The sequence below is a fragment of the Microbacterium sp. Leaf161 genome (genome assembly GCF_001423645.1).
GTDB lineage: Bacteria > Actinomycetota > Actinomycetes > Actinomycetales > Microbacteriaceae > Microbacterium > Microbacterium forte.
This window is the reverse complement of sequence record NZ_LMOW01000001.1, coordinates 789422-804835: the sequence shown is the minus strand read 5'-3', so window position 1 is coordinate 804835 and position 15414 is coordinate 789422. Positions and strand designations below refer to the sequence as shown.

The following is a 15414-nucleotide window of genomic DNA, read 5'->3' as shown; positions in this document are numbered from 1 at the left end:
ATGACCTACCCCGAGAACCCGATCCTCGTCGTCGTCGACCTCGACCCGGCAGGCAACCCCGCCAGCAGCACGGCGGCCCTGATCGGCGCCGCCTCGACCGTCGGCGCACCGGTCGCGCTCGTCGTCGGCGGATCCGCGGATGCCGCATCGAAGGTCGCCGAGGCTGGAGCATCCGTGGTGCTGACGGCCGACGCCGACGAGACGATCCTCACCGTGCCGATCGTCGATGCGCTGCATGCCGCCTTCGAGCAGGTGCGACCGGATGCCGTGCTCATCTCGAACTCGATCGCGGGGCGCGACGTCGCGGGCCGGTTCGCGGTGCGCGCGAAGCTGGCTCTGTCGGTCGATGCCGTGGGCGTCTCACGAGATGACGAGGGCATCGTCGCGAACCACTCCGTGTACGGCGGTGCCTACCTCACCGACTCGGCCCCCACGTTCGGGGCACCGGTGATCACCGTGCGCCAGGGCGCTGTCGACGCTCGGGCACAGGCGGTCGCGTCGCCGACCGTCGAAGCCCTGACCGTCGCGGCATCCGGCTCCCCTGCCGCCACTGTCGGCGCTGTCGAAGCGGTCGAGGCCACGTCGTCCCGGCCCGAGCTGCGCGGGGCGACCCGGGTCGTCTCGGGCGGCCGCGGCCTCGCGTCGAAGGAGAAGTTCGTGCTCGTCGAAGAGCTCGCCGATGCACTCGGTGCGGCCGTCGGCGCATCGCGGGCCGCCGTGGATGCCGGATACATCCCGCAGTCTCATCAGGTCGGTCAGACCGGTGTCTCGGTGTCGCCGCAGCTGTACGTCGCTCTCGGCATCTCCGGTGCGATCCAGCACCGTGCGGGCATGCAGACGGCCAAGAACATCGTCGCGATCAACAAAGACGGCGAGGCGCCGATCTTCGACGTCGCCGACTTCGGCATCGTCGGCGACCTGTTCACGATCGTCCCGCAGGTGATCGCGGGCCTCGAGGCGCGGAAGAAGTAGCCATGGCGACGCGAACGCTCAGGCGCGGACTCCCGCGCGTGCCCGGCGGCGAGCCGTGGCCTCCCGGGCTCGCGGTCGACGTCGGCGAAGGCGACGTGTCGGCGTCGCCGTCTTCGCTCGACGAGCAGGAGAGCGCGTCCCCGGTCGTCGCCGAGCGGGAGAGCGCTTCGCCGGTCGTCGAGTCGGCGGTCGCCTCGCCGGTCGTCGACCCGGTGGAGGCCGCTTCCCCGGTGGTCGAGCGAGGAGCGCAGCGACGAGACGAAACGCGCCACGCTGCGAGCGCTCCCCCCGCATCCGTGCGTCGCGGTCTTCCGCGCACGCCGGGCGGAGAGCCCTGGCCGCCCGCGGGTGTGGTGCCTATCGGTGCGGAGGGCGTTTCGTCTCGGTCGGCGTTGCCGTCATCGCTCGACGAGCAGGAGAGTGCGCCCCCGGCCGTCGCTGCGGCTGTCGCCTCTCCGGTCGTCGAGAGCGCCGCTCCCTCCCCGGTCGTCGAGAGCGCCGCTCCCTCCCCGGTCGTCGAGCGAGGAGCGCAGCGACGAGACGAGACGCGCCACGCTGCGAGCGCGGCCGCCACCGCGTCATCCGTACGTCGCGGCCTTCCGCGCACACCGGGAGGCGAGCCCTGGCCGCCCGCCGGCACCGAAGCCGTGGTCATCGAGCGCGTTTCGTCTCCGTCTGCTTCGCCGTCCTCGCCCGACGACCGGGAGGACGCTTCGGTCGCCGCTCCGTCCACGGCCGTGGCCCCGGCAGCCGCATCCTTCGCCCTCGGCGATCCCTCGATGCCGCTGCCCACCCCGCAGACGGTCTGGAATGGCAGCGCGCCGCGTCACATCACGGCGACCGCTCCGACATCCGCTCGTCCTCGACCCTCCTGGACCCAGGCGATCGCCGGTCTGCTCGGGGCCGCCGCGGTCGGCATCGTGGCCGCGGCAGCCGTGGCCTTCGTGCGGGCGCTGCTGAGCTTCCCCTTCATGCAGGACTTCCTCGCGGCCTTCCCCGGCGAATACGAGCCGGCCGTCGCCGTCGAGCCCGGGTTCGCGCCGTGGACCAACTGGGCGCACTTCTTCAACGTGTTCCTGATGGTGCTGATCATCCGGTCGGGTCTGCGGATCCGCAACGAGAAGCGGCCGACCGCCTTCTGGACCCCGCGAGGTGACCCCAAGGGCAAGGTCAGTCTGACGATCTGGTTCCACCAGGCGCTCGACATCCTGTGGCTCGTCAACGGCGTGATCTTCGTCGTGCTGCTGTTCGTCACCGGACACTGGGCGCGCATCGTGCCGACCAGCTGGGAGGTCATCCCCAACGCGCTGTCGGCGGCGCTGCAGTACGTGTCGTTCGACTGGCCGACCGAGCACGGCTGGGTGAACTACAACAGCCTGCAGCAGCTCACCTATTTCGTGACCGTGTTCATCGCGGCGCCGCTTGCTGCGGCCACCGGATTCCGCATGTCGGGCATGTGGCCCAAGAAGGCCGAGCGGCTGTCGAGGGCGTATCCGATCGAATGGGCCCGTGCGTTGCACTTCCCGGTCATGATCTACTTCGTGGTGTTCATCATCGGACACGTCGCGCTGGTGTTCCTCACCGGCTTCCTGCGCAACCTCAACCACATGTACGCGTCGTCGGATGCCGTCGGCTGGACGGGCTTCTGGGTCTTCGTGGCCTCCCTGGTGGTGATCGCCCTCGGCTGGGTCGCCGCCCGCCCGCTGGTCATCGCCCCGATCGCGAAGCTCTTCGGCACCGTGTCGGGCCGCTGACACGGTCCTGTCTTCCGCACAGACTGCAACCGGGCACACAGAGACGGCCCCCGCCGATGGGCGGGGGCCGTGTCGTGCTGCAACGTGAACGCGGTGGTCACGAGACGCAGAGATCAGCGCACGAAGCGCACCTCGGTGAGCGTCTCGCCGAGGAACGGCTCGGTGTGGCTGGCGCCGTCGAGCGCGAAGCCGTTGCGCGTGTAGAAGCGATGTGCGCGGGGGTTGTCCTCCGCGACCCACAGGTAGAGGGGCTCGTCCTTCTCGACGGCCGCATCGAAGAGCTTCTGGCCGATGCCGGTCGAGTGGTACGCGTCGAGCAGGTAGATGAAGTACAGCTCGCGGAACGCGGGCGCGTCCTTGTCGCGGGCAGGGCCGGAGCCGACGAAGCCGACGATCTCGCCGTCGACGAGGGCGGCGCGCATCGTGAACTCGGGGCCCTGAGCGGCCCAGTGCGTCCACAGCTCGGCCATGCGACGGGGCGAGACCTTCTCGAGGGCTGCCTTGCTGATCAGGTGGTCGTAGGTCTCGTGCCAGCACTGCGCGTGCACGCGACCAAGGGCTTCCGCATCCACATCACGGACCGGACGGACGATGACTTCAGGCTGGGCTTCGGCGCTCATAGCGCGACTCTACGCGCGGCCTCCGCGAACCGGAAATCGAGCGGGAGCGTTCCCAGACCGCGGATGAGCGGCTGGAGGGATCGCACAACGATGTTCGTGATTCGTTCGCCGATGGCTACGATCAGTCCTCGTGAACGTGATCTGGCGCACTCTCCTCGTGATCCTCTCCGCCCGTCGCCGCGTGCGGCGAGGCAAGACCCTCGACGCAGCATCGGTCAGCAGCATCCGGCTGACGACGCTGCCGACCGACATCGACATCCTCCGTCACATGAACAACGGCCGATACCTGTCGCTCTTCGACCTCGGTCGGTGGGATCTGCTGATCCGCACAGGGCTGTTCGACGCCATGAACGAACGCGGCTGGTATGCCGTCGTCTCGAGCGAGACCGTGACCTTCCGCAAGTCGCTGCAGCTGTGGCAGCGGTTCGAGGTGCAGTCGCGCTTCATCGGTCATGACGACAAGGCGGTGTTCCTCGAGCACAGGGCGGTCGTCGGCGGCGAGATCTACGCCCGCGTCATCGTGCGATCGAGGATGCTGCGTCGCACCGGCGGCACGGTCAGCAACGAAGAGCTGTTCGCCGCCGTCGGCAAGCCCGAGGGTGTGCCCGAGATCGACTCCTGGGTGCACGACTGGGCCGCAGCATCCGCTCTGCCTCCCGTGCGCACCCCGGCGCCGAGCGTGTGGAGCTGACGCCGTGACCGATCCGTGGGGTCTCGAGACGCGCACGCCGGGCTCGGTGCTGCTGGTCGGATGCGGCAAGCTCGGCATCCGCCTCGGCGAACGGCTCGTCGCACAGGGCTCAGAGGTCACGGCCATGCGACGCAGCGCGGGCGACATGCCGTTCCCGACCATCGAGGCGGATCTGCGGCATCCGCTCGACCGTGAGCTGCCGGAGTTCGACTCGGTCGTGATCACTCTGCCGCCGAGCACCGAAGGCGACTCGATCTATCCACCGGCGCTGCGGGGGCTCGCGAAGGCCCTGCCGACGATGCCCGAGAGGGTCGTGTTCGTCTCGTCGACGCGCGTGTTCGAGGGACGCCCCGGCGAGACACCGCTGACCGAGCGCGATGCGCCGAAGGTGTCGAGCGAGCGGGGCGGCGATCTGGTCGAGGGCGAGCACCTGGCGATGGAGCTGTTCGGTGCGCGCATCGTGCGCCCGGCCGGCATCTACGGACCCGGTCGCGACTTCCTCATCCGGCGGGTGCGCGAGGGCGCAGCGGTCGACCACACGCGCCGCACCAACCGCATCCACGAGACCGATCTCGTGCGGCTGCTCGAGGCGATGCTGCGGGCCGACTCCGCGCCCCCGCTGATCCATGCCGTCGACCGCGAGCCCGTGCTGCTCGGAGACGTCGTCGCGCACATCGCCTCTCGCCTCGGAGTCGAGCCGCCCCCGCACCTCGATCCGGAGGTCGGCGGCGGGACGGTGCTGGAGGGGCGCCTGCTGCAGGAGTTCCTCGGCGATCTCGAGTATCCGACCTTCCGCGCGGGCTACGACGAGATGATCGCCGCGCTCTGAGCGCTTCCGCCCCGGTTCCGGTCGCACTCCGTGGCGTGCCTTCGCTCGATCGACGGCATGAACTGCGACCGGAACCACCCGACGCGACCGTCGCTCAACGGCAGGCGGGCACTGCAGTCCTAGGCTGAGCTCATGGCCGACCCGATGCCCACCGCGGATCCCGAATCCGTCTCGCTCGCGGACCGTGCCGTCGAGCTCGCCCGCCGTTGGGTGATCGAGGCAGCGGCCGCTGACGTCGATCCGGCGGCAGAACGGCTCGCCGGTGTGCTGCAGGATGCCAACGGGCTGCCGTTCACGCTCGGATTCGTCGACGGCGTCATGCGCCCCGAGAGCCTGAGTGCCGCGGCATCCCAGCTGCACCGCATCGCTCCGATCGTGCCCGACTTCCTGCCCTGGTACCTGCGGTCTGCCGTGCGGCTCGGCGGCGGCGTCGCCCAGATGCTGCCGACCCCCGTGGTGCCCATCGCGCGTCGGGTGCTGCGTGACATGGTCGGCCACCTGGTGGTCGACGCCCGCCCCGCGAAGCTCGGACCGGCGATCGCGAAGATCCGTGAATCGGGCGCTCGGCTCAACCTCAATCTGCTCGGTGAGGCGGTGCTGGGTGAGGACGAGGCGCGGCGGCGGCTCGACGGCATCCACGAGCTGATCCGTCGCCCCGATGTCGACTACGTGTCGGTCAAGGTGTCGGCGATCGTCAGCCACATCTCGATGTGGGCGTTCGACGAGGTCGTCGAGTCGGTCGTCGAGCGACTGCTTCCGCTGTATCTCACCGCCGCCTCGGATCGCACCTTCATCAACCTCGACATGGAGGAGTACCGCGACCTCGACCTGACGATCGCGGTGTTCACCCGCATCCTCGAGGATCCCCGCCTCGACGGTCTCGAGGCGGGCATCGTGCTGCAGGCGTATCTGCCGGACGCCCTGCCGGCACTGCAGCAGCTCAACGCCTGGGCGCGCGAGCGGGTCGACCATGGCGGAGCCCCCATCAAGGTGCGGCTCGTCAAGGGAGCCAACCTCGCGATGGAGCGGGTCGAGGCGCGCATGCACGGATGGGCTCAGGCCACCTACGACACCAAGCTCGACACCGACGCCAACTACCTGCGCTGCCTCGACTGGGCGCTGCGGCCTGAGAACGTCGGAGCCGTGCGCGTGGGCATCGCGGGCCACAACCTGTTCGGCATCGCCTATGCCTGGTTGCTCGCGGGGGAGCGCGGGGTTCGAGCGGGCGGCGGCGACGCCGCTGCCGCGACTCCGGACGCGAACTCCCAGCCGCCGGTCGAGTTCGAGATGCTGCTCGGCATGGCGCAGGGGCAGGTGCAGGCCGTGTCGCGCGAGGTCGGCGAGGTGCTGCTCTACGTGCCGGTCGTGAACCCGGGCGAGTTCGATGTCGCCATCAGCTACCTCGTCCGCCGGCTCGAAGAGAACGCGTCGAGTGACAACTTCCTCTCCGCCGCGTTCCGGCTGGGCGACGACGAGTCGCTTTTCGTGCGCGAGCGGGACCGGTTCCTCGACGCCCTCGATCGTTCGACGTCGCCGACGCTGCGGGTGGGCGCGCTGCGCGGCCAGGACCGACTGGCGCCGGTGCACGAGTCGATGCGCCCGGTGCCCGTCGCGCCTGCGCCCGAAGAGGGTCTGACCCAGGCGGTGCTCGGCATCTCCCGCGGTGCGGATGACACGGGCGGGCCGTTCCTCGAGACGGCGGTCTATGCCCCGCGCGAGCTCGACGAGGCGACCGGCGGTGCTCCCGGCTTCGCGAACACTCCTGACAGCGATCCGTCGCTTCCGGCCAACCGTGACTGGGCGCGCGAGATCCATGAGCGCATCGCCGACTCGACGCTCGGTGTCTCGACGATCGACGCGGCCCGCGTCGACGACGCCGACACGCTAGAGAGCACGATCGCCGGGGTGCGGGAGGCCGCAGCCCTGTGGGGCGCGCGGCCCGCCACCGAACGCGCCGAGGTGCTGCTGCGTGCGGCGGCCGCGCTCGAGGGGCGGCGAGGAGACCTCATCGAGGTCGCCGCCTCCGAAACCGGCAAGGTCTTCGCCGAGGCCGACGTCGAGGTCAGCGAGGCGGTCGACTTCGCCCGCTACTACGCGGCCAAGGCCAGAGAGCTGGATGCCGTCGCCGGCGCCGCATTCGAACCCGCGCGCGTCACGGTCGTCACCCCACCGTGGAACTTCCCCCTCGCCATCCCGGCCGGGGGAGTGCTCGCCGCGCTCGCCGCGGGCTCGGGAGTCGTCTTCAAGCCCGCCCCGCAATCGCGCCGCTGTGCCGCCGTCATCGCCGAGACCCTGTGGGAGGTCGGCGTTCCGCGCGATGTGCTCGCGCTCGTCGACATCGAGGAGGGCGACCTCGGTCGCGAGCTGATCTCGCACGAGTCGGTCGACCGCGTCATACTCACCGGGTCGTGGGAGACCGCCGCCCTGTTCCGCTCGTGGCGGCCGGACCTGCCGCTGCTCGCCGAGACGAGCGGCAAGAACGCGATGATCATCACCCCGTCGGCCGATCTCGATCTCGCGGTCGCCGATCTGGTGCGCAGTGCCTTCGGGCATGCGGGGCAGAAGTGCTCGGCGGCGTCGCTCGCGATCCTCGTCGGACCGGTCGGGCGGTCGAAGAGATTCGCCCGTCAGCTGGCCGATGCGACTCGGTCGCTGCACGTCGGCTGGCCGACCGATCCGCTGGCCGAGGTCGGGCCCGTGATCGAGCGTCCCGAGGGCAAGCTCGCCTGGGCGCTCACCGAACTCGACGGCGACGAGAAGTGGCTCATCGAGCCGGCCCTCTCGGACGATGACCCCACCGGTCGGCTCTGGCGGCCGGGCATCCGCGTCGGGGTGCAGCCGGGGTCGCGCTTCCACACCGAGGAGTTCTTCGGGCCGGTGCTGGGCATCATGCACGCCCCGACGCTCGAGCGGGCGATCGAGCTGCAGAACGCGGTCGAGTACGGCCTGACGGCGGGGCTGCACACGCAGGACCCGGCCGAGCTCGCCCTGTGGCTCGACCGGGTGCAGGCCGGAAACCTCTATGTGAACCGCGGCATCACCGGCGCGATCGTGCAGCGTCAGCCGTTCGGCGGGTGGAAGCGCTCGTCGGTCGGCCCCGGGGCCAAGGCGGGCGGGCCGAACTACCTGATCGGGCTCGGGTCCTGGCGCTCGAGCGGATCCGGCACGGTGTCGAGCACGCTGCATCTGCGAGGGCTCGACTCGCGCATCACCGACCTGATCGAGGCGGCGCAGCCCTCGCTCGGCTTCGAGGCGTTCGAGTGGCTGCGTCGTTCGGCGCTGTCGGACGCCCTCGCGTGGGATCGCGAGTTCGGCCAGGTGCGCGATGTGTCTCACCTGGGTGTCGAGCGCAACCTGTTCCGCTACCGCCCGGTGCCGGTCGCGATCAGGGCCACTGCGGACGCCGGCTGGCAGGAGCTGCTGCGCGTCGTCATCGCCGCGGTGCGCGCCGGAGCCGGATTCGTGCTGTCGACCCCCGTCGGCCTGCCCCCGGCAGTGCGCCACGCGCTCGGCGAACTCGGCGCGGTCGTCTACATGGAGACCGACGACGAATGGATCGAGCGGATGCGGCGCCACGGCGACTCGAGCGGGGTGCTCGAGTCTCTCGGCGACGACGAGCTGCGCCCGAGCCGGGCACGACTGGTCGGCCAGCGCGACTCGGTGTCCGCGCTGCACCGTGCGCTCGCCGCGGCTGCGGGCGGCGACCCCGACCTCGCGGTGTACGACGGCGAGGTCACCTCTGCCGGACGCATCGAGCTGCTGCCCTTCGTGCACGAGCAGGCGATCGCGATCACGGCGCACCGTTACGGCAACCCCGACGACTGGAGCGCCTCCGTCATCTGAGGCGGTCACGCTTCGGCATCCGTTCGGCTTCCCCTCTCACCCGCGGTCGACCACGCACCCACCGCCGCGGTGCGTGGTCACAAGAGCATCCGAAGCGGGCGATTCGGATGCTTTTTCGACCACCCCTGTAGATGCGACCTCGGCAACGCACGACATGTAAAGAATTCTTGACACAGAGGATGCCGCAGGCGTACTGTCGTGTCAAGAATCCTTTACACGGGAGGCATCATGGTCTACGAAGAGCGCAACGCCTGGGCCGGTCTCATCGTCGGCGTGGTGGTGATCGGGGCGTATGTCGTCATCGTCCTGCAGCAGGCTGCCGGTGGACCGGTGACCGACGTCGACTGGTTCCCGCTCATGATGTGGACGATCGGTCTCGGCATCGTCGCCACGATCGCGCTCAGCATCGTCTGGGGGATGATCGCCGGTGCGAAGGATCCCGACGGGGTCGGCAAGTCCGATGTCCGCGACCGCGACATCAGCCGCATGGGCAGCCGGGTCGAACAGTCCTTCATCGTGATCGCGGGCCTGGGCGTGATCACCCTCTGCGCGGTGGGCGCCGACCTCTTCTGGATTGCCAACACCATGTTCGCGGGGTTCGCCGTCTCGGCCATGGTCGGCAGCGTCGCGCGAGTCGTCGCCTACCGTCGGGGACTCGTCTGATGGTCAAGCCCACGCTCGTCTCCAACCGCATCCGCGCTCACCGCGAAGCGGCCGGACTCACCCAGGCCGAACTCGCCCGCAGCATCGGCGTGACCAGGCAGACGCTCATCGCGATCGAGCAGGAGAAGTACTCCCCGTCGCTCGAGCTCGCGTTCCAGATCGCCCGCGCTTTCGGCGTGGGGCTCGACGACCTGTTCCAGTACCCGCAGCCCACCAGCACGGAGGTGTGACATGACCGAGACCGACAAGACCCCGACGAACAGGCCCGAGATGATGCCGGCGTGGCGTCGGGAGACCTACGGCTCGGCCGATGGCTTCCGCCTCGAGCAGATCCCCGTTCCCGCCCCGCGGTCGGGCGAGGTGGTGCTGCGAGTCGAGGCGACCGCGCTCCACGCCGGCGACGTGCGTCTCATGCTCGGCGATCCGCTGCTGGTGCGCCCCATCTTCGGGCTGACGCGCCCGAAGTACCCGGTGCGCGGGATGGAGGTCGCCGGAACCGTCGTCGCGGTGGGCCCGAACGCGATCGGCGCCGAGCTCGGAGAACGTGTCGTCGGCGAGCTCACCGGGGGCGGGGGACTCGCCTCGCATGTCGCTGCGCCTGCTGCGCGTCTCGTGCCGATCCCGCCCGATGTCACCTCCGAGACCGCCGCGTGCCTGACGATCTCGGCGGGCACGGCCTGGCAGGCCCTCGACCGTGCCGGGATCGGCTTCCGTGCCGCCAAGGGCAGTGCGGCCGGACACATCCCGCGCGTTCTCGTGATCGGTGCGTCCGGGGGAGTCGGCACGTTCACCGTGCAGCTCGCAGCGCTGCGCGGTGCCGAGGTCTGGGCCACGTGCGGAGAACGCAACTTCCGGCTCGTCGAGCACCTCGGCGCCGTGCGCACCCTCGACCACCGCACGTCACCGCTGGCCGACCTGCCGGCTGCGCACTTCGACGCGGTGATCGACATCGCCGGCGGCATGGGCCTGCGCGAACTGCAGCGCCTCGTCGTGCCCGGCGGCTCGGCGGTGCTCGTGGCAGGCGACGGAGGGCACGTCCTCGGGCCGATACCGCGCATGCTCAAGGCGGTGTTCCTGTCGATCGGGTCGCGTCGCCGCATCCTCCCGCTGGCGGCGACGCCGCGCCCCGAGATCCTCGCCAAGCTGCTCGAGCTCACCGCTGAGGGACGCATCACGCCGGTCGTCGAGCGGGAGTACGGCTTCGACGAGGCATTCGCCGCCCTGGCCCACCTCGAAGCGGGCCACACGGTGGGCAAGGTGGTCGTGCACGGAGCCTGACCGCGACGGGCCGCGCTCTGGCGGCGTTCAGGGGCGGATGACAGAATGGATGCTGGCGTGCCCGAGTCGCATCTTCCCCCTGGCGTCGGCTCTCACCGAGCGACGCGGGTCGAAGGACCGCCGGGCCCCTGGACAGCGTCCGCCGCATCCGTTCGAGGAGCCCCATGTCTGTCGAAACCACCGCGCCGGCATCCGAGACCGCAACCCCGGTCCGCACCGCACACCACCGTCACTACCTGATGTGCAAGCCGTCGCACTTCACGGTGAACTACTCGATCAACCCGTGGATGGAGCCGGCGAAGCCGACCGACACCGCACGGGCCGTCGAGCAGTGGCAGAAGCTGCACGACCTCTACCTCGAGCTCGGCCACGAGGTCGAGCTGATCGAGCCCCTCGCCGGGTACCCCGACATGGTCTACACCGCGAACGGCGGGTTCCTGATCGACGGCCGCGCCTATGTGCCGAAGTTCCGCTTCGTCGAGCGTCAGGGGGAGGCCCCCGCGTTCGCAGACTGGTTCCGCGGTGCCGGCTACGACACCGTCATCCCCGAAGAGGTCAACGAGGGCGAGGGCGACTTCCTGCTCGTCGGCGACGTGATCCTCGCGGGCACCGGGTTCCGCTCGACCGGCGACAGCCACCGCGAGGTCGGAGAGGTGTTCGGCCGAGAGGTCGTGTCTCTCAACCTCGTCGACCCGCGCTTCTATCACCTCGACACCGCGATCGCGGTGCTCGACCCCGTGCAGGGCGTCGAGAACGGCGGCCCCGAGCGCGCGAACATCGCGTATCTGCCAGGCGCCTTCGACGACGAGAGTCGTGCCGTCCTCGAGGAGCGCTTCCCGGATGCGATCCTCGTGTCCGACGAAGACGGATCGGTGTTCGGGCTCAACTCGGCGAGCGACGGCTACAACGTGGTCATCTCGCCGCGCGCTCTCGGTTTCGAGAAGCAGCTGCGCGAGCGCGGCTACAACCCGATCATGGTCGACCTCTCCGAGCTGCTGCTCGGCGGCGGCGGGATCAAGTGCTGCACCCTCGAATTGCGCGGTGAGGCGTGACCGCGGTCGACGCCGGTGTGTCGGCTGAGCCGCACGTCGCCCACAACTATCACCCGCTGCCGGTCAACATCGCCCGCGGTGACGGAGCCTGGGTGACGGATGTCGAGGGCAAGCGCTACCTCGACCTGCTCGCCGCCTACTCTGCCGTGAACTTCGGCCACCGGCATCCTGCGCTCGTCGCGGCGCTCACCGAGCAGCTCGGTCGAGTCACACTCGTCAGCCGGGCGTTCCAGAGCGATCGGCTCGAGCCGTTCGCGGCTGCGCTCGCGAAGCTGGCGGGCAAAGACATGGTGCTGCCGATGAACACCGGCGCCGAGGCGGTCGAGACGGGCATCAAGGTCGCCCGAGCCTGGGGGTACCGCGTCAAGGGCATCGCCGACGGCCAGGCGCGGATCATCGTCGCCGCCGGGAACTTCCACGGCCGCACCACCACGATCGTCAGCTTCAGCGACGACGAGCAGGCGCGAGCGGACTTCGGTCCCTACACGCCGGGGTTCGACGTGGTCCCCTACGGGGATGCGGATGCCATCGCCGCGGCGATCACCGAAGACACCGCCGCCGTGCTGATCGAGCCGATCCAGGGTGAGGGCGGGGTGGTGATCCCGCCGGAGGGATACCTGCGCCGCATCCGCGAGATCTGCGACGAGAAGAACGTGCTGTTCATCGCAGATGAGATCCAGTCAGGACTCGGACGCGTCGGCGAGACATTCGCGTGCGACCGCGAGGGCGTCGTGCCCGACCTGTACCTTCTCGGCAAGGCGCTGGGAGGCGGCATCCTGCCCGTGTCCGCTGTGGTGGGGGATGCCGATGTGCTCGGAGTCATCCGTCCGGGCGAGCACGGCTCGACCTTCGGAGGCAACCCGCTCGCCGCGGCCGTCGGGCTGCGCGTCGTCGAGATGCTCGAATCGGGGGAGTTCCAGGAGCGCGCTCGCGCACTCGGCGCTCACCTCGGAGCCGCTCTCGAACCGCTGAAGGATCATGGCGTCACCGAGGTGCGCATCGCCGGCCTGTGGGCGGGCGTCGACATCGACCCCGCCACGGGCACCGGGCGTGAGATCGCCGAGAAGCTGCTCGATCGTGGGGTGCTGGTGAAAGACACGCATGGGCAGACCATCCGCATCGCGCCGCCGCTCGTCATCCGGGCGACCGAGCTCGACTGGGCGGTCGAGCAGCTGAAGCTGGTCCTCGGAGCCTGAAACCCCGGTCCGCCGGGCGACACGCCCGGCGGACAACCCGGATTTGCCGGAACCCCGGAACCCACGTAACTTATTACTTGTTCGCCCCACAGGGAAGCGGAGAGGCCGAGAGCTTCACCCCCCTCAAGCGGAGAACCACCTCCACTCGATCAGCTCCTCGGAGCAGATCGCAGACACACTTCTGTCTGACCTGGAGCTTCCACTACGGACAAGCGGTCGATTTGACAGCGAGTCCGGAACGGATAAGCTAGTGAAGTTGCCTCGGCGGCCCTGGGCCCCGAGCTGCAGATCTGGTTCGGAACATTACGGCGTGTCGATTTGACAGCCGGAAATGCGAAGATAAGATAGAGAAGTTGCCCTTCGGGCCTGGTTGTGATGACTGGGTCGTGGGAGCATCCGATCCTTGAGAACTCAACAGCGTGCACTTGTCAAATGCCAAATTATCCTCGTCTNTAAGATAGAGAAGTTGCCCTTCGGGCCTGGTTGTGATGACTGGGTCGTGGGAGCATCCGATCCTTGAGAACTCAACAGCGTGCACTTGTCAAATGCCAAATTATCCTCGTCTAGCTTCGGCTGGGTGAGAATTCCTTTGGATCAAAGACCAACCTCCTTGTGGGGTTGGCATTCGGATGAAGTCAGCAATGAATTTGTCTCTTTGGTCAGCATCAAACTCGCTGCGTCACCGTTTTCCCGGTGTCGTATGCATTTCTTTTTTACGGAGAGTTTGATCCTGGCTCAGGATGAACGCTGGCGGCGTGCTTAACACATGCAAGTCGAACGGTGAACACGGAGCTTGCTCTGTGGGATCAGTGGCGAACGGGTGAGTAACACGTGAGCAACCTACCCCTGACTCTGGGATAAGCGCTGGAAACGGCGTCTAATACTGGATACGAGTGGCGACCGCATGGTCAGCTACTGGAAAGATTTATTGGTTGGGGATGGGCTCGCGGCCTATCAGCTTGTTGGTGAGGTAATGGCTCACCAAGGCGTCGACGGGTAGCCGGCCTGAGAGGGTGACCGGCCACACTGGGACTGAGACACGGCCCAGACTCCTACGGGAGGCAGCAGTGGGGAATATTGCACAATGGGCGCAAGCCTGATGCAGCAACGCCGCGTGAGGGATGACGGCCTTCGGGTTGTAAACCTCTTTTAGCAGGGAAGAAGCGAAAGTGACGGTACCTGCAGAAAAAGCGCCGGCTAACTACGTGCCAGCAGCCGCGGTAATACGTAGGGCGCAAGCGTTATCCGGAATTATTGGGCGTAAAGAGCTCGTAGGCGGTTTGTCGCGTCTGCTGTGAAATCCGGAGGCTCAACCTCCGGCCTGCAGTGGGTACGGGCAGACTAGAGTGCGGTAGGGGAGATTGGAATTCCTGGTGTAGCGGTGGAATGCGCAGATATCAGGAGGAACACCGATGGCGAAGGCAGATCTCTGGGCCGTAACTGACGCTGAGGAGCGAAAGGGTGGGGAGCAAACAGGCTTAGATACCCTGGTAGTCCACCCCGTAAACGTTGGGAACTAGTTGTGGGGTCCATTCCACGGATTCCGTGACGCAGCTAACGCATTAAGTTCCCCGCCTGGGGAGTACGGCCGCAAGGCTAAAACTCAAAGGAATTGACGGGGACCCGCACAAGCGGCGGAGCATGCGGATTAATTCGATGCAACGCGAAGAACCTTACCAAGGCTTGACATATACGAGAACGGGCCAGAAATGGTCAACTCTTTGGACACTCGTAAACAGGTGGTGCATGGTTGTCGTCAGCTCGTGTCGTGAGATGTTGGGTTAAGTCCCGCAACGAGCGCAACCCTCGTTCTATGTTGCCAGCACGTAATGGTGGGAACTCATGGGATACTGCCGGGGTCAACTCGGAGGAAGGTGGGGATGACGTCAAATCATCATGCCCCTTATGTCTTGGGCTTCACGCATGCTACAATGGCCGGTACAAAGGGCTGCAATACCGCGAGGTGGAGCGAATCCCAAAAAGCCGGTCCCAGTTCGGATTGAGGTCTGCAACTCGACCTCATGAAGTCGGAGTCGCTAGTAATCGCAGATCAGCAACGCTGCGGTGAATACGTTCCCGGGTCTTGTACACACCGCCCGTCAAGTCATGAAAGTCGGTAACACCTGAAGCCGGTGGCCTAACCCTTGTGGAGGGAGCCGTCGAAGGTGGGATCGGTAATTAGGACTAAGTCGTAACAAGGTAGCCGTACCGGAAGGTGCGGCTGGATCACCTCCTTTCTAAGGAGCATCTGACTCTTCGGAGTCCAGAACCCAGATCGAGGACGTTCGTTTCTCGCTGGGAGCTCATGGGTGGAACATTTGACATGACATCAGCGCAGCTGAGTCTCGTGAGTACGCTGACCTTCGGGTTGGTTGGAAAGGGGGGGCTTTGTGAGCGGGGTGTCTGCACGCTGTTGGGTCCTGAGGGACCGGATGCGATCTTCGGATCGTTTCTGTACCTCTGGGCCTCTTGTTGTTTCCCCTGTGGGGGAGGCGGGAAGGGGTACCGCCCGTACT

Annotated in this window: 11 protein-coding genes and 1 rRNA gene; 11 read left to right on the top strand and 1 reads right to left on the bottom strand. The window is 67.7% G+C overall.

Features of this window, described 5'->3' with window-relative positions; translation table 11 throughout:
- Together ASF87_RS04020 and ASF87_RS04015 are read left to right on the top strand one after the other, a co-directional pair.
- Entirely contained in the window at nt 1-972 is a 972-nt protein-coding gene (locus ASF87_RS04020) for an electron transfer flavoprotein subunit alpha/FixB family protein (protein WP_056374340.1), read from the top strand.
- Between the two features lie 2 nt (nt 973-974).
- Nucleotides 975-2726 carry a cytochrome b/b6 domain-containing protein gene (locus ASF87_RS04015; RefSeq protein WP_056374339.1) on the top strand — a complete coding sequence of 584 codons (1752 nt, stop codon included), beginning with the start codon at nt 975-977 and terminating at the stop codon, nt 2724-2726.
- Nucleotides 2727-2839: 113 nt separating this feature from the next.
- Here ASF87_RS04015 and ASF87_RS04010 read toward each other — a convergent pair whose 3' ends face one another.
- A complete protein-coding gene (locus tag ASF87_RS04010) occupies nt 2840-3346 on the bottom strand; it encodes a GNAT family N-acetyltransferase (RefSeq protein ID WP_042541435.1) in 507 nt (168 codons plus the stop codon).
- Nucleotides 3347-3476: 130 nt separating this feature from the next.
- Between ASF87_RS04010 and ASF87_RS04005 the strand changes: the two genes are divergently transcribed.
- The 9 genes from ASF87_RS04005 (at nt 3477) to ASF87_RS03965 (ending at nt 15135) form a co-directional block, all read left to right on the top strand.
- Nucleotides 3477-4037: an acyl-CoA thioesterase gene (locus tag ASF87_RS04005; protein WP_042541436.1), complete on the top strand. Its 561-nt coding sequence runs from the start codon at nt 3477-3479 to the stop codon at nt 4035-4037.
- Nucleotides 4038-4041: 4 nt separating this feature from the next.
- Nucleotides 4042-4866 carry a hypothetical protein gene (locus ASF87_RS04000; RefSeq protein WP_194285964.1) on the top strand — a complete coding sequence of 275 codons (825 nt, stop codon included), beginning with the start codon at nt 4042-4044 and terminating at the stop codon, nt 4864-4866.
- A 132-nt stretch (nt 4867-4998) separates the two neighbouring features.
- Entirely contained in the window at nt 4999-8709 is a 3711-nt protein-coding gene (locus ASF87_RS03995) for a proline dehydrogenase family protein (RefSeq protein WP_056374337.1), read from the top strand.
- Nucleotides 8710-8907: 198 nt separating this feature from the next.
- Entirely contained in the window at nt 8908-9372 is a 465-nt protein-coding gene (locus ASF87_RS03990) for a hypothetical protein (RefSeq protein WP_235558861.1), read from the top strand.
- Nucleotides 9372-9602 (top strand): helix-turn-helix transcriptional regulator, encoded by a 231-nt coding sequence (locus ASF87_RS03985; protein WP_042541438.1) that lies wholly within the window; start codon nt 9372-9374, stop codon nt 9600-9602. The genes ASF87_RS03990 and ASF87_RS03985 overlap by 1 nt, the downstream gene beginning before the upstream one ends.
- Before the next feature lies 1 nt (nt 9603).
- The gene (locus ASF87_RS03980; protein WP_056374332.1) at nt 9604-10650 is read left to right on the top strand and encodes an NAD(P)-dependent alcohol dehydrogenase; all 1047 of its coding nucleotides are present in this window, start codon (nt 9604-9606) and stop codon (nt 10648-10650) included.
- Between the two features lie 164 nt (nt 10651-10814).
- Complete coding sequence (gene ddaH, locus ASF87_RS03975) at nt 10815-11702, top strand: dimethylargininase (RefSeq protein ID WP_056374330.1); 888 nt, start codon at nt 10815-10817, stop codon at nt 11700-11702.
- On the top strand, nt 11699-12898 hold the full coding sequence (rocD, locus tag ASF87_RS03970) for an ornithine--oxo-acid transaminase (RefSeq protein ID WP_056374328.1): 1200 nt from the start codon (nt 11699-11701) through the stop codon (nt 12896-12898). Before ddaH ends, rocD begins: the two co-directional genes overlap by 4 nt.
- A gap of 712 nt (nt 12899-13610) precedes the next feature.
- Nucleotides 13611-15135 (top strand): 16S ribosomal RNA (locus ASF87_RS03965).
- Nucleotides 15136-15414 lie beyond the last annotated feature (279 nt).

Coding starts and splice junctions, on each gene's coding strand:
- ddaH (WP_056374330.1), top strand. CDS start 10,815: ATGTCTGTCGAAACCACCGCGCCGGCATCCGAGACCGCAACCCCGGTC.
- ASF87_RS03980 (WP_056374332.1), top strand. CDS start 9,604: ATGACCGAGACCGACAAGACCCCGACGAACAGGCCCGAGATGATGCCG.
- ASF87_RS03995 (WP_056374337.1), top strand. CDS start 4,999: ATGGCCGACCCGATGCCCACCGCGGATCCCGAATCCGTCTCGCTCGCG.
- ASF87_RS04015 (WP_056374339.1), top strand. CDS start 975: ATGGCGACGCGAACGCTCAGGCGCGGACTCCCGCGCGTGCCCGGCGGC.
- ASF87_RS04020 (WP_056374340.1), top strand. CDS start 1: ATGACCTACCCCGAGAACCCGATCCTCGTCGTCGTCGACCTCGACCCG.
- ASF87_RS04010 (WP_042541435.1), bottom strand. CDS start 3,346: ATGAGCGCCGAAGCCCAGCCTGAAGTCATCGTCCGTCCGGTCCGTGAT.
- ASF87_RS03985 (WP_042541438.1), top strand. CDS start 9,372: ATGGTCAAGCCCACGCTCGTCTCCAACCGCATCCGCGCTCACCGCGAA.